The organism is Massilia sp. CT11-137 (genome assembly GCF_047302885.1).
Lineage (GTDB): Bacteria > Pseudomonadota > Gammaproteobacteria > Burkholderiales > Burkholderiaceae_D > Telluria > Telluria orientalis.
Genome location: NZ_JBKYMP010000002.1, coordinates 1082270 through 1097753 on the forward strand (window position 1 = coordinate 1082270; position 15484 = coordinate 1097753).

Annotated in this window: 19 protein-coding genes and 1 pseudogene; 11 read left to right on the forward strand and 9 right to left on the reverse strand. The window is 65.2% G+C overall.

Annotation, left to right across the window (positions count from 1 at the left end; translation table 11 throughout):
* Positions 1-30 precede the first annotated feature (30 nt).
* From ACEN98_RS21620 to ACEN98_RS21630, 3 genes are read left to right on the forward strand one after another with little or no spacing between them, the layout of a single operon-like run.
* Positions 31-732, forward strand: a complete 702-nt coding sequence (locus ACEN98_RS21620) for a MotA/TolQ/ExbB proton channel family protein (protein WP_413387018.1) — start codon at positions 31-33, stop codon at positions 730-732.
* On the forward strand, positions 722-1141 hold the full coding sequence (locus ACEN98_RS21625; RefSeq protein WP_413341346.1) for an ExbD/TolR family protein: 420 nt from the start codon (positions 722-724) through the stop codon (positions 1139-1141). Before ACEN98_RS21620 ends, ACEN98_RS21625 begins: the two co-directional genes overlap by 11 nt.
* A gap of 2 nt (positions 1142-1143) precedes the next feature.
* A complete protein-coding gene (locus ACEN98_RS21630; protein WP_413387019.1) occupies positions 1144-2589 on the forward strand; it encodes a hypothetical protein in 1446 nt (481 codons plus the stop codon).
* On the opposite strand, the pseudogene ACEN98_RS21635 reads toward ACEN98_RS21630, so the two are convergent.
* Positions 2579-2791: pseudogene (locus tag ACEN98_RS21635) on the reverse strand (helix-turn-helix domain-containing protein); the annotation flags it as partial. The gene ACEN98_RS21630 and the pseudogene ACEN98_RS21635 sit on opposite strands and share 11 nt — an antisense overlap.
* 51 nt (positions 2792-2842) lie before the next feature.
* Here ACEN98_RS21635 and ACEN98_RS21640 point away from each other — a divergent pair.
* Positions 2843-3199, forward strand: a complete 357-nt coding sequence (locus ACEN98_RS21640; protein WP_413387020.1) for a cupin domain-containing protein — start codon at positions 2843-2845, stop codon at positions 3197-3199.
* A gap of 12 nt (positions 3200-3211) precedes the next feature.
* Here the strand turns inward: ACEN98_RS21640 and nth are convergent, their stop codons facing one another.
* Both nth and rsxB read right to left on the reverse strand, forming a co-directional pair.
* Positions 3212-3859 carry an endonuclease III gene (nth, locus tag ACEN98_RS21645; protein ID WP_259448886.1) on the reverse strand — a complete coding sequence of 216 codons (648 nt, stop codon included), beginning with the start codon at positions 3857-3859 and terminating at the stop codon, positions 3212-3214.
* A gap of 7 nt (positions 3860-3866) precedes the next feature.
* Complete coding sequence (gene rsxB / locus ACEN98_RS21650) at positions 3867-4553, reverse strand: electron transport complex subunit RsxB (RefSeq protein ID WP_413387021.1); 687 nt, start codon at positions 4551-4553, stop codon at positions 3867-3869.
* 170 nt (positions 4554-4723) lie between these two features.
* On the opposite strand from rsxB, the gene ACEN98_RS21655 reads away from it, so the two are divergent.
* Positions 4724-5203, forward strand: a complete 480-nt coding sequence (locus ACEN98_RS21655) for an RcnB family protein (protein WP_413387022.1) — start codon at positions 4724-4726, stop codon at positions 5201-5203.
* Positions 5204-5369: 166 nt separating this feature from the next.
* Entirely contained in the window at positions 5370-5780 is a 411-nt protein-coding gene (locus ACEN98_RS21660; protein WP_413387023.1) for a VOC family protein, read from the forward strand.
* 53 nt (positions 5781-5833) lie between these two features.
* Here the strand turns inward: ACEN98_RS21660 and ACEN98_RS21665 are convergent, their stop codons facing one another.
* The 4 genes from ACEN98_RS21665 to ACEN98_RS21680 all read right to left on the reverse strand — a co-directional run bounded on the left by ACEN98_RS21665 (position 5834) and on the right by ACEN98_RS21680 (position 10560).
* Positions 5834-7069, reverse strand: coding sequence for a polyhydroxyalkanoate depolymerase (locus tag ACEN98_RS21665; protein ID WP_413387024.1), 1236 nt, complete (start codon positions 7067-7069; stop codon positions 5834-5836).
* 234 nt (positions 7070-7303) lie between these two features.
* Positions 7304-8395 (reverse strand): NAD(P)/FAD-dependent oxidoreductase, encoded by a 1092-nt coding sequence (locus ACEN98_RS21670; protein ID WP_056123168.1) that lies wholly within the window; start codon positions 8393-8395, stop codon positions 7304-7306.
* A gap of 133 nt (positions 8396-8528) precedes the next feature.
* Entirely contained in the window at positions 8529-8852 is a 324-nt protein-coding gene (gene fdxA, locus ACEN98_RS21675) for a ferredoxin FdxA (protein WP_413387025.1), read from the reverse strand.
* 172 nt (positions 8853-9024) lie between these two features.
* Entirely contained in the window at positions 9025-10560 is a 1536-nt protein-coding gene (locus tag ACEN98_RS21680; RefSeq protein WP_413387026.1) for a hypothetical protein, read from the reverse strand.
* Positions 10561-10715: 155 nt separating this feature from the next.
* Between ACEN98_RS21680 and ACEN98_RS21685 the strand changes: the two genes are divergently transcribed.
* Positions 10716-10994 carry a polyhydroxyalkanoic acid system family protein gene (locus tag ACEN98_RS21685; RefSeq protein ID WP_413387027.1) on the forward strand — a complete coding sequence of 93 codons (279 nt, stop codon included), beginning with the start codon at positions 10716-10718 and terminating at the stop codon, positions 10992-10994.
* Here ACEN98_RS21685 and ACEN98_RS21690 read toward each other — a convergent pair whose 3' ends face one another.
* Together ACEN98_RS21690 and ACEN98_RS21695 are read right to left on the reverse strand one after the other, a co-directional pair.
* Positions 10995-11246 carry an acyl-CoA-binding protein gene (locus ACEN98_RS21690; protein WP_258851041.1) on the reverse strand — a complete coding sequence of 84 codons (252 nt, stop codon included), beginning with the start codon at positions 11244-11246 and terminating at the stop codon, positions 10995-10997. It abuts the gene before it with no gap.
* 132 nt (positions 11247-11378) lie between these two features.
* Positions 11379-11735: an FKBP-type peptidyl-prolyl cis-trans isomerase gene (locus ACEN98_RS21695; RefSeq protein WP_036235195.1), complete on the reverse strand. Its 357-nt coding sequence runs from the start codon at positions 11733-11735 to the stop codon at positions 11379-11381.
* 185 nt (positions 11736-11920) lie between these two features.
* On the opposite strand from ACEN98_RS21695, the gene ACEN98_RS21700 reads away from it, so the two are divergent.
* Genes ACEN98_RS21700 through ACEN98_RS21715 form a run of 4 tightly spaced genes read left to right on the forward strand, consistent with a single transcriptional unit; the run spans position 11921 to position 15482 of the window.
* On the forward strand, positions 11921-12892 hold the full coding sequence (locus tag ACEN98_RS21700; protein ID WP_413387028.1) for a cytochrome D1 domain-containing protein: 972 nt from the start codon (positions 11921-11923) through the stop codon (positions 12890-12892).
* Complete coding sequence (locus ACEN98_RS21705; RefSeq protein WP_413387029.1) at positions 12892-13650, forward strand: polysaccharide deacetylase family protein; 759 nt, start codon at positions 12892-12894, stop codon at positions 13648-13650. Before ACEN98_RS21700 ends, ACEN98_RS21705 begins: the two co-directional genes overlap by 1 nt.
* 21 nt (positions 13651-13671) lie before the next feature.
* Positions 13672-14667, forward strand: a complete 996-nt coding sequence (locus ACEN98_RS21710; RefSeq protein ID WP_413387030.1) for a sterol desaturase family protein — start codon at positions 13672-13674, stop codon at positions 14665-14667.
* Entirely contained in the window at positions 14664-15482 is an 819-nt protein-coding gene (locus tag ACEN98_RS21715; protein WP_413387032.1) for an EI24 domain-containing protein, read from the forward strand. The genes ACEN98_RS21710 and ACEN98_RS21715 overlap by 4 nt, the downstream gene beginning before the upstream one ends.
* The last annotated feature ends 2 nt before the right edge of the window (positions 15483-15484 follow it).

The window sequence follows — 15484 nt, forward strand, 5'->3', positions numbered from 1 at the left end:
AAATCAGTTGTTTCCATTGAAAGGAAGACGATGTCCCGATTGCGCCACCTCGGCCTGTATGGCCTGCTGTCGACTGCCTTCCCGGCCCATGCGCAGGGCCTGAACATCGCTTCCGAGCTGCTGCATGGCGGCATGGGCATCGTTGCGATCGGCGCGTTGTCCGTGCTGGCGCTGGCCGTGACGTTCGAGCGGCTCGCCAACTTCCGCCTGGCGAAAGTGGCGCCGCCGGAGCTGGCCGCGGAGGCGGAGACGTTGTGGCGCACGGGACGCTTCGACCAGTTGCGCGAACGGGTGGCCGACGGCGACAGCAGCCTCGCGCGCATCCTCGGCTGGATGGTCGAACAGCGCCACCTGCCGGCCGAAAAGCTGGCGGCGCGCGTGGCGGAGATGGCGGGCGTCGAACTGCGCCTGCAGCAGCAAAAGGCGTACGCGCTGAACGTCGTCGCGACGGTCGCGCCGATCGTCGGCCTGCTGGGCACCGTCATCGGCATGATCGAATCCTTCCACGTCATCGCGTTCAACGGCATGGGCGATCCGACCCTGCTGGCGGGCGGCATCTCCAAGGCGCTCGTCAACACGGCGGCCGGCCTGTCGGTGGCGCTGCCGTCGCTGGCCATGCACCACGTCTTCCGCAACCGCATGGTCGGCATCGGCATCGCGCTGGAGCGCCAGCTGAACCGCGTGCTGGACGGCATGCCGGCGCGCACGCTGGAGGTCGTCCATGCGCATTGATCTCGGCGACGACGAACAGCCCGAGATCGGCCTGATCGCGCTGATCGACTGCATCTTCTTCCTGCTGATGTACTTCATGGTCGCGACGTCGTTCCGGCACCCCGACGGCGAAAAGCCGGAGAAGGACATGCCCATCGTGCTGCCGACGTCGCAGGTCAGCCTCGATCGCGCGAAGGCGGCGCCGGCGCCGCTGGTCATCGGCGTCGATGCCGGAGGCGGCCTGTATATCGACCGCAAGGAGGTGTCGACGCAAGCCCTGCACGACCTGCTCAAGCGCGAAGCGGCGCGCGATCCGGCGCGGCCGGTCCGCATCGACGGCGACCAGTCCACGCGCTACCAGGACATCGTGCACGTGCTCGAACTGTGCCAGTTCGAGGGGCTCACCCACGTGTCGATGCACACGCGCTGACGATGTTCGCCGACGATACTCCGAGGCTCGCCCCGACCTTCGGCCCCCTACGGCGGCATCCGTTCATTTTCCTGTCGCTCGTGCTGCATGCGGTGCCGCTCGTCGCGCTGTATCACTTCGGCACCCAGCGCATCGAGATCGCCCAGCGCGAGCGCCAGCAGCGCCAGGTCGAATCGGGCGCACGGCTGACGGCGCAGGCCCGCCTCGAAAAGCGCGTGCACGACATGGCGCGGATCCAGTCCCTGCTCGCACAAAGCGCGGGCAAGCAGCCTGCCGGGAACAAGGAAGACGAGGTGCAGTTCAGCGCGCAGCCGAAGGCGCCGGACGAATTGCTGAAGCAGGCGAAGGACCTGGCGCGCAAGATCGACGAGATCGAGCGCGACACCAAGGCCGAGCAACTCGCAAAGCTGCTCGACATCCCGAAGGAAAAGGCGTTGGAACAGGTCGCGGAGAAGGCCAGGGCTGAGGCGCCGCCTGCCGCCGAACCGCGGACGCCCGCCGAAGCGGCGGCGCAGATCGAGCAGCTCGAAGCGAAGGCACGCGTCGCGCTGGAAGAGCGCCGCCACCAGCTGGAGCAGCAGCAGAACGGCGTGCAGGTCGCGGCCGACGCGGCGGGTGCGGCGCAGCGCGGCGCGGGCAAAGGCAATGGCAAGGGCAATGGCAAGGGCAATGGCAAGGGCGACGGCGAAGGCAAGGGTGACGGCCAGGGCAATGGCCAGAGCGGACAAGGCCTCGGGAACGGAAGCGCCGGCGGCGTGGGCCGTCAGATGCTGGACCGGATCGCCGCGTTCACGAATCCCGACCTGCCGGATCGAATGACGAAGGCTTACCTCGGGGGCGCGGGCACCATGTTCGGCGGCGGCGTCGCGCACATGCCCACCGTCGACGCGGCCACCATGGTCAAGGGTACGGGCCGGATGATCGGCGCGGGCGGCACGTACGCGAACCGCGTCTGGGTCAACCGCTGGTACCTGATCGGTCCATTCGACGGACGGCACGGCGCAGGGCTGTTCGCCAATTACCATCATCCGCCCGAGCAGGGCGTCGTGCTGGATGCCGCCTATCGGGGCAAGGGCGGGCGCCTCGTCAAATGGGACTACGTCGACATGGCGCGCTATCCCCTGGAGCCGCCCGTGCACGCGGAAGACGCCGTGTACTACGGCTATACGGAGTTGATGCTCGACGCGGAACAGGACCTGACGATCTGGGTCGGCGCGGACGACGATGTGCAGCTGTGGCTCAACGACCGGCTGGTCTGGGAAGGAGGAAACGCCAACAAGGACTCGTTCTTCGGCCAGGTCTACGAGACGCGGAATACCTTTGTGCGCGACTACAACCTGAACGAAGGCAAGCGCGTCGTGCACTTCCGGAAGGGCCGCAACAAGCTGTTCTTCAAGCTGTCGAACGGGCCGACGCGGATCTTCTTTTCGCTGGTCCTCACGAAGTGAATGCGGCGCCGCGCTGCATCTTTTGCCAGGCCGACGGCGTCACGCCCACGCTGCCCTTGAAGCGCCGCGTCAGGTGGCTCTGGTCGGCGAAGCCGCATTCCAGCGCGATGGCGGCGAGCGGCGTGCCGCGGCGGATCAGGGCCTGCGCCTGCGCGACCCGCACGGCGTTGAGGTACACGTGCGGCGGCATGTGGTAGGCGGCGGTGAAGGTGCGGGGGGGGGGCCCACAATGGGTTTTTCATCGGGAGGCATGATGCACACTGCAATCGACCTGGCCGCCAAGCTGGCGACGTTTACGGAAGCCTTTCAGCCCCGCACGGTGGCCCTGTTCAACGGCCACGACGTGATGGTCGCGAAGCTGCGCGGCGAATACCACTGGCATGTCCACGACGACACCGACGACTTTTTCCTGGTGCTCGACGGGCGCGTCGAGATCGACCTCGAGGATGGTTCGACGGTGACGCTCGATCCCGGCCAGATGTTCGTCGTCCCCAGGGGCATGCGCCACCGGCCGCGCGCCCAGGGAGAGGCGCACATCCTGCTGATCGAGCCGACGGGCACGCCGAACAGCGGCGACCCGTCGACGGCGGCGCCGCGCCGGGTCATCTGACCCGGATGGCCGTTACGCGTCCTTCGGCGCCGGCGTCTTGTCCTTGTACTCGCACAGGTCGTTGATGATGCAGTTCCAGCACTTGGGCGTGCGCGCCACGCACGTGTAGCGGCCGTGCAGGATCAGCCAGTGGTGGGCGTCGTGCAGGAAGTCCTTCGGCACGAACTTCAGCAGCTTCATCTCGACTTCGTCGACGTTCTTGCCCGGTGCGATCTTCGTGCGGTTCGCGACGCGGAAGATGTGCGTGTCGACGGCCATCGTCGGTTCGCCGAACGCGGTGTTCAGCACGACGTTCGCCGTCTTGCGGCCCACGCCGGGCAGGGCTTCCAGTGCCTCGCGCGAGCGCGGCACCTCGCCGCCGTACTGGTTCACGAGGATTTCGCACGTGGCGATGACGTTCTTCGCCTTGTTGTTGTACAGGCCGATCGTCGAGATATACGTCTTGAGCTCGTCCAGGCCCAGGTCGAGGATCGCCTGCGGCGTGTTCGCGACCGGATACAGCCTGCGGGTGGCCTTGTTGACGCCGACGTCCGTCGACTGCGCGGACAGCAGCACGGCGATTAGGAGTTCGAACGGCGTCGTGTATTCGAGTTCGGTGGTGGGATGCGGATTGGCGTTGCGAAAGCGCGTGAAGATCTCGAGGCGTTTGGCGGGATTCATCGATGCGTCAGTCTTTCTTGTCGGAGGCGGCTTTCTGTTTCGCGCGCTCGATGGCGGCGGCGATGATCGCGCGCTTGCGTTCCTTTTCCGCCAGCTCCTCCGCCGTATTCGTCGTTTCCGCCGTCACGGCACGCATCTTTTCCAGCGCCTTGGCGGCCAGGCGCGCGTCGTTTTCTTCCTTCTCGCGGCGCAGGCGCTCGGTGCGGAAATCGTGGCGGGCGCGGGCGGCGTCGGCCTGTTCCTGCGACCACGCGGCCCAGCCGGTCGGCTCGCTCGCGGGGTCGTCCGTGCGCGGGATCATCGCGATGCAGTCGACGGGACAGGGCGCCACGCACAAATCGCAGCCCGTGCACAGGCTCGGGATGATGGTGTGCATCTGCTTGGCGGCGCCGAGGATCGCGTCGACGGGACAGGCCTGGATGCACAAGGTGCAGCCGACGCACAGGCTTTCGTCGATGAACGCGACGGGGCGCGGCCGCTCGACGCCATTGGCCGGGTTGATCGGGATGACGGGCCGGCCGGTGACCCTTGCCAGCCGCGCGACGCCTTCCATGCCGCCGGGCGGGCACTGGTTGATCTCGGCCTCGCCGCGCGCGATCGCTTCCGCGTACGGACGGCAGGCGGGATAGCCGCACTTGGTGCACTGGGTCTGCGGCAGCAGGTCTTCGATCTGGTCGGCGAGCGTCTTGGTCACGGCGGTGCTACTTCGAAACTGGATAGACCGTCATTATCCGCTAAAAGCCCAATGCAGTCGAAATGCACCTAGGTAATTCAATCTGCATACTTTCGTGATGCAACGTACGGAGTGCAAGATGAGTCTGGTGGTCTACTGGAGTCCAGGCAACGAATTACATGGAGGGTCTTATGAACAAGAAGCACCTCGCGATGTCCACGTTGCTGGCGGCGCTGCTGAGTGCTGCCGGCGCATCGAGCTTTGCCCAGGACCGCTACCACGGTGACCGTGACGATAGCCGCTATAGCCAGCGCGACAATGATCGTGGCGACCGCCGCATCGACAACCGGAGCGACCGGCGCGGTGACGACCGCTACGACCGCCGCAATGACGATCGTCGCGACGGCTATCAGGCCCGCGGCGGCGGCCGCTACGGCGACGAAGGTTCCGGCGGGGCGCGCCGTTGGGATGGTGCCGGGCCCAACCACGATATCCGCCGCGGCGGGCGCCTGCCGTCCCGCTACCGGAATCACCAATACGTCGTGGACAACTGGCGCGACCACCATTTGCGGCCTCCGCCGCGGGGTTATCACTGGGTGCAGACAGGCGGCGATTATGTGCTGGCGGCCATTGCCACCGGCGTCATCGCAGACCTGATCATCAATCACTGACGCCGCGGGCTGCCTTCAAGGCGGCCCCGGCAGGTGAAACGCCAGGCCGTTCCCGTTCGCGCGGGGACGGCCTTCTGTTATTCTTGACGCGCCAACAACAAAAGAAAGGAGGACATCGTGTACCACGCATTCCTGGACCATTCACTTCACCGAACCAGCGACCTTTATGCAAGCGATTCCAACGATCTATTTTCCCGGCCTGTGCGCCGAAGCCCTTTCTTTTTATCGTGACGTCCTGCACGCCGACGTGCTGTTTCAGTTGACGGCGATTCCCGATGCACAACCACGGTTCCTCGCGCCAGGCAGTCCCGGCAAGATCATCCGGGCCGGCCTGCGCTTCGGCGAGTCGACCATCTATTTCTCGGAAGGCCACCACCCCGGCCAGGCGCCCGCGTTCTCTGGCTTCTCGATGAACCTGCACGTGGACAGCGCGGACGAGGCGGTGCGCATCCTGCAGGCGCTGGGCGAGGGCGGCGACGTCCGCGTCCCGTTGCGCGCCACGGCGTGGGCGGATGCGTTCGGTGCCGTCATCGACCGCTACGGCCTGCACTGGATGATCGAAACGGGCACGCGTTAACGAAAAATGCCGCGGTCCAGGCCGCGGCATTTTCAAAGGGACATTCGCAACGCTCAGGCGTTCTTGCGGATAAATTCACCGATCATCGGGCAAATGATCTCGCGCCAGCGGCGGCCCGAGAAGATGCCGTAGTGGCCGCACTTCGGCGCCGTGAACTGCTGCTGCTTCTTGGCCGGGATGCCGGTGCACAGGTCGTGCGCGGCATGGGTCTGGCCGGCGCCGGAGATGTCGTCCAGCTCGCCTTCGATGGTGAACAGCGCCACGCTCTCGATGTCTTGCGGACGCACGAGCTGGCCGCCCACTTCCCACGTGCCTTTCGGCAGGCGGGTTTCCTGGAATACCGTTTTAATCGTTTCCAGGTAATACTCGGCCGGCATGTCGAGGACGGCGTTGTACTCGTCGTAGAACTTGCGGTGCGCTTCCGCCGAATCGTCGTCGCCGCGCACCAGGTGCTGGTAGAACTCGCGGTGGCTCTGGGCGTGGCGGCCCGGGTTCATCGCGATGAAGCCGGCGTGCTGCAGGAAGCCCGGATAGACTTTGCGGCCGAAGCCCGGGTAATTGCCCGGCACGGCATAGATCACCGTGTTCTCGAACCACGAATATGGCTTCTCGACTGCCAGGTCGTTGACGGCCGTCGGCGACTTGCGCGGGTCGATCGGACCGCCCATCATGACCATCGACTTCGGCAGCCTGGCATCCTTGTTCGTCGCCATCAGCGAGATCGCGGCGAGCACCGGCACGGTCGGCTGGCACACGGAGATCACGTGCACGTCCGGGCCCAGGTGGCGGATGAAGTCCTGCACGTAATAGATATAGTCGTCCAGGTGGAACGGACCGTCCGACAGCGGCACCATGCGCGCGTCGACCCAGTCGGTAATGAAGACGTCCTGGTCCGGCAGCAGGGCGCGGACCGTGTCGCGCAGCAGGGTCGCATGGTGGCCCGACAGCGGGGCCACGACGAGCACCGTCGGCTGCTTGAGCGCGGCAAAGTCCGCGTCGCTCATGTCTTTCTTGAAGTGCAGCAGCTTGCAGAACGGCTTGCTGACCACGGGGCGTTCCACGATGCCGACCGTCTGCCCGTTGATGATGGTCGAGGTCAGGCCGAAAGCAGGTTTCTCATAGTCCTTGCCGAGGCGGTACATCAGCTCGTAGCCGGCAGCGATACGCTGCGAAAACGGGGTGTGCGCGAACGGTGAGACTGGATTCGAAAACAGTTTGGCAGAGGCATCGGCCCACTGCATCAGCGGGTTCAGGAAGGAGCGTTGCATCTCGTGCAGTTGATAAAGCATAATTTTTCCTTCATGACTCTGTGCGCAATTGCAATCGTTTGCGCTACGTGTGCGGTGAATTATAGGCTCATTCGGCTTGGCGTGGGGCAACAACGAGCCTGAGTCACAATCTGTTTATTACTGCGTTGCACAATATGTATCACACTTGTCAGCACCCGGTTCGTTAAGTGCACTACATAAGAAAAATGCCCCGCACAGGCGGGGCATTTTCGTCGTGACTGAGTTACGGAACGGTCAATCGAACACAGGCGTTTCGACGCCGAGGATCTTGTGCAGCTTCGGCGACGTCGTCGTGTACTGCATGTGGATCTTCTTGTCCGGGAAGATGTACGGCGCGGCGCCGAAGGCGGCCAGCGCGGCTTCGTGGAAGCCCGACAGGATCAGCTTCTTCTTGCCAGGGTAGGTGTTGATGTCGCCCACGGCGAAGATGCCCGGCACGTTGGTCTCGAACTTCTCGGTGTCCATGACCTTCAGCTGGCGGCGTTCGATGTCCAGGCCCCATTCGGCGATCGGGCCCAGCTTCGGCGACAGGCCGAAGAACACCATCAGCATGTCCAGCGGCACGCGGCGGGTCACGCCGTCGGCGCCGGTCACCTTGACTTCGGACAGCTGGCCATCCTTCTCATCGAAGCCGGTGACCTGGCCGGTGATCAGTTGCATTTCGTAGTCTTCGCACAGCTGCTTCATCTTGGCGACGGAAGCCGGGGCGGCGCGGAAGTCTTCGCGACGGTGCACCAGCACGACGGATTCGGCCTTGCCAACGAAGTTCAGGGCCCAGTCCAGCGCGGAGTCGCCGCCGCCGCAGATGACGAGGTTCTTGCCTTCGAACAGGCTCGGATCCTTGACGCGGTAGAACAGCTGGCTGTTCTCGAACTTCTCGATGCCGTCGACCTTGATCGTGCGCGCCTGGAACGAACCGACGCCGGCAGCGATGAAGATGGTCTTGGTGATGAAACGGGTACCGGTCGACGTTTCGACGTTGAAGCGGTGGTCTTCACGGCGCTGGACGGTGGTGACTTCCTGGCCCAGGTGGAAGGTCGGCTCGAACGGCTCGATCTGCTTGAGCAGGTTGTCGGTCAGTTCCTGGCCGGTGCAGACGGGCACGGCCGGGATGTCGTAGATCGGCTTGTCCGGATACAGCTCCACGCACTGGCCGCCGACGGCCGGCAGCGAATCGATCACGTGGGCCTTGATCTCCAGCAGGCCCAGCTCGAACACCTGGAACAGGCCGACCGGGCCCGCGCCGATGATCACGGCATCGGCTTCGATGGCGCCGGCAAAGGAGCTGTTGGGAGCGATGGTGCCCACTTCGGGGGTCGTAGTCATGCTGATTTCCTGAAAATTATGTACGGTAGGTAGGCGAGGGCGGATAGTGTGCCACGAATGGCGCACACCTGCAGGGACCGGCAAAGGACGCCGGCCACGGCCGGCGCTCCGGCGGGCCGGCGTTCAAGAACGATTAGCGGACCAGTTGGTCCAGCTTGCTCTTGACGTCCTTCCACTCTTCCGCGTCCGGCAGGGCCGGCTTGGTCTTGGTGATGGACGGCCAGTTGCGTGCCAGTTCGACGTTGAGCTTGATGAATTGCTGCTGGTCCGACGGCACGTCTTCTTCCGCGTAGATCGCGTTGACCGGGCACTCCGCCACGCACACGGCGCAGTCGATGCACTCGTCCGGGTCAATGGCGAGGAAATTCGGGCCTTCCCGGAAACAATCTACCGGGCATACATCCACGCAATCGGTATAGCGACAACGGATGCACGATTCGGTGACAACGTGGGTCATAACAGTCCTATCAATGAGTGGAAGCGGCGGCGTGTATTGTTCGAAAAGCGTTCGCCGGACGCGGCAAAGCACTGTATTTTAGGGCAATTCTGCTTCTACGACAAATCAGGCTTATACACAATACACATAAGCAAATGTATTCGGAGTCCGCTCGCCGGGCCGCTTCCAGGGCTCATCGAAGCCTGTCCGTAGCCCCCAGGTCCACTACCGCCGTCGTCGCGACGGCCGCGCCGGAATCGTCCGTCACCGTGACCGTGGTCAGCGCCACGGCCGCCGGCGGCGCGCCGGCCGGACCGGACCGGCCGTGCGCCGCGCACCAGCGCGCGAGGGCGTCCGCCTCCGCCTGCAGTACGCGTTCGACATCGTAGTATTCGGCCAGGTTCATCGTGCCGCAGCAGGCGCGCCGGTCCTGGCGCGCGCCGGGCGCGTCGGTCACGAGCGGCGCCAGGCGCAGGCCGGCCGGGTGGTCGCCCGTGATCCCGGCCGGCACGGCGAACACCTCGCGCTGGGCGAACCGGTCGCGGATCGCGTTGACGACGGCCTGCGGTTTGCCGTCCTCGAAGGCCAGGCGCAGCATCTCGTTGGCCACGTCGGCGAACGTGGCGGCCGTGTCCGGGGCGGCCATCAGCGCGCGCAGCACGAGTCCGCGCAGCCATCCGGCCACGCGGTGCAGGACGCTGGCGCAATCTTCCAGCGCGGGATCGCGCTCGAGGGCGAACACGTCGGCCAGGATGTCGTAGACGGCGCCCGTGAACACCTGCGAGATCGCGTGCACTTCGGTCCCGGCTTCGGACAGGGTGAGGTCGTTGTCGGCATTGCGCAGCCCGGTCGTGCTGCCCAGGGCGAGGCCGAACTGCTCGGCGATGTCGGCCAGGAAGGTCTTGTCGTGCAGGTGCGCCTTGGTCTGGGCGATGACGGCCTCGCACTGGTCGAGCTGGGACAGCGCGAGGAAGATCGCCGTCAGGTCGCCGAACGATTCGTGCAGGCCGCCCGTCTGCGGCGGATTGTCGGCCAGCAGCCATTGCGGCTTGAGGCCGTCCAGCACGGCGTGGCCCGTTTCGTGCGAGACGATGTCGAACGAGCGGCACGTGTACACGCGCGCGGTCTCTCCGGCGGGCACGAAGTCGCCGAACTTCAGGCACGCCTGCGCGCGGCTGTAATAGGCATTCATCACGTTCGGCAGGCCGTATGGCCAGACCTGCAGCGGCGCCGTGTCCACGCTGCTGTTCCATTGCCAGGGCAGGGGCATCGCGCTGCCGGCCGTCGACAGCGCGCGCTGGTACATCGTCAGGGTCTGGCGCACGACGGCGAACGTGTGGACGGCGTCGAACTGCGGCGTATCGGGCATCGTCACGAAGTCGCCGAAGGCGTTCGGCTCGACCGGCGGGATGCCGGCATCGCTGGAGGCCAGCACGATGCGCGCGTCGCGCGGACCGGCCAGTACGACGCCGGGCAGGAAGACCTTGCGCGTGCCGATCTCGTCCACCGATGGATCCTGCTTCCACATCAGCACGCGTGCGCCGGACGCGTAGGGCAGGGGCACGTCACCGGGCTGGCTGCCCTCAAGTGCCGACGCGCTGCCGGGGCCGGATTGCGGCCGTGGCCGGCCCGGCTGGTCGAGCAGTTGCGCGGCCTTGCGGTGCTGGCGATACGAGGCGGTGGGCGTCGGCACGAAACCGACGGGGGGCTGGGTGGGCGTCGAATCCATGGGAATCCTCCTTGATGACACGAGGAATGGTCGCCCCTTGCCCAAGTTGGGTTTTGAGACTCATCAATTGATTATTCTCTAGGCAAGCGCTGGCCTTTGCGCCCATCAACTGGCATCATGGCGGGCTGTTTGCTTTGAATCAGTAAGGAAATCGAATGCCGGACATCAGCATCACCCAGCCGCACAGCCTGAGCCAGACCGACGCGCGCGCCGCCGCGCAAAAGGTGGCGGACAAGCTGGCCCGCGAATATGGCCTGACGTGCAAATGGGAAGGGGACGTGCTGCGTTTCGCCCGCAGCGGCGTGGAGGGGGCGCTCACGCTGGGCGAGCGCCAGGCCGCGTTGCGCATCAAGCTGGGGTTTTTGATGAGTGCTTTCGCGTCCGCCATCGAACAGAAGGTGGCGGAAAGCATGCGCAAGACGTTTAACGCTTGATTACTTCAGGTCTTCGATCAGGTCGACGTACTGCTGCATCGCGTCGTCCTGCGACGTGCCTTTCAGCGCGGCCCACGCGTCGTACTTGGCGCGGCCGACCATGTCGGTGAAGCCGGGACGCTCGCCCGTGACGTCGCCGCTCGACCCCTGCTTGAACAATGCGTAGATCTTCAGCAGGGTCATGTTGTCCGGACGCTCGGGCAGGTTCTTCGAATCGATCTGGGCCTGGGCGAACTGTTCTTGCAAACTCATGGTAACTCCTTTGACGATGTGCGGGCATCTTAGCCCATCATGTTCGGAATTACGCCCGATTTGACCGGATTTTAGAATAATTGCTCGGTTGGCATCGTGGGCTCGGGGAGCCCACCAATGCGTCGGCGAAAATTAAACGTCCAGCAGTTCCACGTCGAAGATCAGCGTGGCATTCGGCGGAATCACGCCGCCGGCGCCGCGCGCGCCGTAGCCCAGGCTCGCCGGGATGATCAGGCGGCGCGCACCGCCCACCTTCATGCCCTGCACGCCTTCGTCCCAGCCGCGGATCACGTGGCCGGCGCCCAGCGGAAACTGGAACGGGTCGTTGCGGTCCTTGCTGGAGTCGAACTTGACGCCGGTGCTGCCGTCGTCGTTCTGCAGCCAGCCGGTGTAGTGCACGGTCACGTAGTTGCCGGCCTTCGCTTCGGCGCCGCTGCCGACGACGGTGTCTTCGTATTGCAGGCCGGAATTCGTGGTGGTGATGGACATGGGTGTTCCTTGTTATTCAGAGTGAAAGGCCGATTGTAGTCCATGACCTGTCAATGCGCTATTAACGGTCTGTCCACTGTGTTGCGGCGGCGCGCCGCTTGCGTGCGATTCCATCGTTCTGCGCTTCGGAGCGTTCAAGTTTCCCCGTAGAATAAAGCTTCCTTCCACTGAGTCCGTCTGGTTCCATGCCGCGTCGCTTCTGCAAGTCTCTCATCCCTGGTTTCGTGTTGTTTTCGGCCATCCAGGCTGCCCACGCGAACGTCGTGGTCGTACTCAATTCGCGCGACGCCACCGTCCAGCTGCTCGACCAGAAGACGGGCGCCGACAACGGCACGTTCGCGGTCGGCAAGGAGCCCCATCACCTGATGGCCACGCCGGACAACAAGTCAGTCATCGTCGCCAGCTCCGTCGGCAACGAACTGATCTTCCTCGACCCCATCTCGGGCAAGGTGCAGCGCCGGCTGGCGGACGTGCTCGACCCGTACCAGATCGGCTTCTCGCCGGACCAGAAATGGTTCGTGTCGGCGTCGCTGCGCCTGGACCGCGTCGACGTCTACAAATACGAAGGCGGCAACCTGTTGCTCAGCAAACGGCTTCCGCTCGCGCGCATGCCCAGCCACATCGCGTTCGACGCGGCCAGCACGACCGCGTTCGTGACGCAGCAGGGCAGCGACCAGGTCAGCGCCATCGACCTGAAGACGCAGACCGTCAAATGGACCCTCCCGGTCGGCAAGCTCCCGGCCGGCATCTCGATGACGCCGGACGACAAGTACCTGCTCGTCGGGATCATGGGCAGCGACTACGTCGAGGTGATCGACTGGCGCGCGCAGAAGACCGTCAAGCGCATCAAGACGGGCAACGGCGCCCACAACTTCCGCGCCCTCGGCGACCGCCGCCACGTGTTCGTGTCGAACCGCGTGCAGAACTCGATCAACATCATCGACCAGGTCACCCTGGAAAACGTCGGCATGATCCCCGTGCCGGGCGGCCCGGACTGCATGGAACTGACGAACGACGGCAAGACCTTGTGGGTGACGCTCCGCTGGATCAAGAAAGTCGCCGTGATCGACGTGGCCAGCCGCAAGGTCATCAAGATGATCCCCGTAGGCCGCTCGCCGCACGGCGTGTTCTTCGCCAACGCGGCGCCGCGGATGTGATGCTGCGTCTCGCCGCCGCCGCACTGCTGGCGGCCAGTTCCAGCGCGCACGCGGGTGACGCGCCCGCATGCAAGGGCACCGTCTACCTGACGTTCGACACGGGGAGCCAGTCGCAGGCCGAGCTGATCGCCGACACGCTGCGCCGCCACCACATCAAGGCGACGTTCTTCCTCGCCAACGAGAAGACGGTGCGCGGCGACTGGTCGCTCGATCCTTCGTGGGCGGACTACTGGAAGGCCCGCGTGGCGGAAGGCCACGCGTTCGGCAGCCACACGTTCGACCACGTGTATTTCCAGCGCGACGAGGCGGATGGCCGCATCGTCGTCAAGCCGCAGTTCGGCGCGCATGCGGGTCGGAAGCTCACCTGGACGCAGCAGCAGTACTGCGCCGAACTGCGCCGCGTCGACGCGCGCTTCGAACAGCTGACGGGCCGCCGCCTGGACCCGATCTTCCGTACGCCGGGCGGCCACAGCTCGCCCAACATCCTCGCGGCCGCGAAGGCATGCGGTTATCAACACGCGGGCTGGGCGCCGGCCGGCTTCTCGGGCGACGAGACGTCCAGCGACAAATTCCCCAACGCGGTGCTGCTGAAGCGCGCACTGGACAACCTGAAGGATGGCGACATCTTCATGGCCCACATGGGCATCTGGTCGCGCAAGGACCCGTGGATGCCCGCGAACCTCGAACCGTTGATCTCCGGTCTCGAGCGCAAAGGCTTCTGTTTCGCTACACTGAGAGCGCATCCGGACTACCGATAAAAATATGATTCAGCTAACGACATGAGCCAGCATTTCCTCGATGGTTTCGCCTTCCTGCAGGGATGGCTGTTCGAGAACGCGGTCGAACCCGCAATGTTCGCCATGGGCCTCGGCGAATACATCGAAGACGCCTTCGAAGGCATCGAATGGTTCCTCGCCGGCCTGTGCGAAGTGGCCGCCCTGTACCTCGTGCTGCGGCCGCTGGAGGCGGTCATCCCGGCGCAGAAGATGACGGACCGCCGCGCGCGCATCGACGATTTCATCTACACGCTGATCCACCGCCTCGGCTTCTTCGGCATGGCCGTGTTCTTCACGCTCGACCCGGTCATGGACGGCATCGCCGCGGCGCTGCGCATGGAAGGCGTCCGCCCGTTCAACCTGGAGAACCTGATGACGGGGTTCCACCCGCTCGCCAGCTTCCTCATGTACCTCGTCGTGCTGGACTTCTTCGATTACTGGTTCCACCGCGGCCAGCACAAGTTCCGCTGGTGGTGGGCCCTGCACAGCCTGCACCACAGCCAGCAGAACATGAATTTGTGGAGCGACGACCGCAACCACCTGCTGGACGATCTGCTGCGCGACGTCTACATGGCCGTCATCGCGCTGGCGATCGGCGTGGCGCCGAGCCAGTACGTGCTGCTCGTCTCCGTCTCGCGCGCGCTGCAAAGCCTGCAGCACGCGAACGTGCGCATCCACTTCGGCCGCCTGGGCGAGCGCCTGCTCGTGTCGCCGCGCTTCCACCGCACGCACCACGCCGTCGGCATCGGCCACGAATCGCAGGGGCGCGAGCTGGGCGGCTGCAATTTCGGCGTACTGCTGCCCGTCTGGGACCAGCTGTTCGGCACCGCCAACTTCGCGCCCGGCTGGCACGGCACGGGCGTGCGCGACCAGTTCGCGCGCACCAATCCTGATGGGAGTGTACGTCCCGCGCGCGACTACGGCCGCGGTTTCTGGCGCCAGCAGTGGCTCGGCCTCGTGCGCCTCGTCGAAGCCGGCAACCGGCGCAACGCGGCATGATGCGCCCCGTCGCCATTGCCTACGGCCGCGCGCTGCGCTCCCAGTTCTCGGGGCGCATGCTGCTGTTGTCCATCGTGCCGCTGCTGCTGTCGCTGGCGTTGTGGGGCGGCCTGCTGTACGCCGGCATGCAGCCGCTGCTGGACTGGCTGCACGCGGTCTTCGCCGACTACGGCCTGTTCGAGACGAGCGGCAGCATCCTTGCCACCCTCGGCCTCGGTTTCCTGAAAACGCTCGTGATCCCGCTCGTGGCGATGCTCGTGCTGCTGCCGCTGATGATCATCACGTCGCTGCTGTTCATCGGCGTGGGCGCGATGCCGGCCATCGCGCGCCACGTCAGCCGCGTGCAGTTCCCGACGCTCGAGCGCAAGGAGGGCGGCAGCTTCATGGGCAGCCTCGGCGTCAACCTGTCGGGCATCGTCGTGTTCGCGCTGCTGTGGCTCGTCACGCTGCCGTTGTACGCGCTGGCGCCCGTCGCCATCGTCGTGCAGGCCGTGCTGTGGGGCTGGCTGACGGCGCGCGTGATGGGGTACGACGCGCTGGCCATCCACGCCAGCCCGGAGGAACGTCGCACGATCATGCACGCGCACAAGCGCTCTCTGCTACTGATCGGCACCGTGTCGGGCCTGCTGGGCGCGTTGCCGGGCGTCGCGTGGATCGGCGGCGCGCTGTTCTCCGTCGTGCTGTTCCCGTTCCTGGCCGTGCTGTCGATCTGGCTCTACCTCGTGATCTTCATTTTCACGGGCCTGTGGTTCCAGTATTTCTGCCTGCAGGCGCTGGCCGACCTCCGGGCCGGCCAGGTGTCCAAGGACGTGTAAAG

What these genes read in the sequence shown, in the direction of transcription:
- nth (WP_259448886.1), bottom strand. Translation starts at nt 3,859, where the DNA reads ATGAATCCCGCCAAACGCCTCGAGATCTTCACGCGCTTTCGCAACGCC.
- ACEN98_RS21680 (WP_413387026.1), bottom strand. Translation starts at nt 10,560, where the DNA reads ATGGATTCGACGCCCACCCAGCCCCCCGTCGGTTTCGTGCCGACGCCC.
- ACEN98_RS21670 (WP_056123168.1), bottom strand. Translation starts at nt 8,395, where the DNA reads ATGACTACGACCCCCGAAGTGGGCACCATCGCTCCCAACAGCTCCTTT.
- ACEN98_RS21700 (WP_413387028.1), top strand. Translation starts at nt 11,921, where the DNA reads ATGCCGCGTCGCTTCTGCAAGTCTCTCATCCCTGGTTTCGTGTTGTTT.
- ACEN98_RS21665 (WP_413387024.1), bottom strand. Translation starts at nt 7,069, where the DNA reads ATGCTTTATCAACTGCACGAGATGCAACGCTCCTTCCTGAACCCGCTG.
- ACEN98_RS21640 (WP_413387020.1), top strand. Translation starts at nt 2,843, where the DNA reads ATGCACACTGCAATCGACCTGGCCGCCAAGCTGGCGACGTTTACGGAA.
- ACEN98_RS21690 (WP_258851041.1), bottom strand. Translation starts at nt 11,246, where the DNA reads ATGAGTTTGCAAGAACAGTTCGCCCAGGCCCAGATCGATTCGAAGAAC.
- ACEN98_RS21620 (WP_413387018.1), top strand. Translation starts at nt 31, where the DNA reads ATGTCCCGATTGCGCCACCTCGGCCTGTATGGCCTGCTGTCGACTGCC.
- ACEN98_RS21660 (WP_413387023.1), top strand. Translation starts at nt 5,370, where the DNA reads ATGCAAGCGATTCCAACGATCTATTTTCCCGGCCTGTGCGCCGAAGCC.
- fdxA (WP_413387025.1), bottom strand. Translation starts at nt 8,852, where the DNA reads ATGACCCACGTTGTCACCGAATCGTGCATCCGTTGTCGCTATACCGAT.
- ACEN98_RS21705 (WP_413387029.1), top strand. Translation starts at nt 12,892, where the DNA reads ATGCTGCGTCTCGCCGCCGCCGCACTGCTGGCGGCCAGTTCCAGCGCG.
- ACEN98_RS21630 (WP_413387019.1), top strand. Translation starts at nt 1,144, where the DNA reads ATGTTCGCCGACGATACTCCGAGGCTCGCCCCGACCTTCGGCCCCCTA.
- ACEN98_RS21715 (WP_413387032.1), top strand. Translation starts at nt 14,664, where the DNA reads ATGATGCGCCCCGTCGCCATTGCCTACGGCCGCGCGCTGCGCTCCCAG.
- ACEN98_RS21695 (WP_036235195.1), bottom strand. Translation starts at nt 11,735, where the DNA reads ATGTCCATCACCACCACGAATTCCGGCCTGCAATACGAAGACACCGTC.
- ACEN98_RS21655 (WP_413387022.1), top strand. Translation starts at nt 4,724, where the DNA reads ATGAACAAGAAGCACCTCGCGATGTCCACGTTGCTGGCGGCGCTGCTG.
- ACEN98_RS21685 (WP_413387027.1), top strand. Translation starts at nt 10,716, where the DNA reads ATGCCGGACATCAGCATCACCCAGCCGCACAGCCTGAGCCAGACCGAC.
- ACEN98_RS21710 (WP_413387030.1), top strand. Translation starts at nt 13,672, where the DNA reads ATGAGCCAGCATTTCCTCGATGGTTTCGCCTTCCTGCAGGGATGGCTG.
- ACEN98_RS21625 (WP_413341346.1), top strand. Translation starts at nt 722, where the DNA reads ATGCGCATTGATCTCGGCGACGACGAACAGCCCGAGATCGGCCTGATC.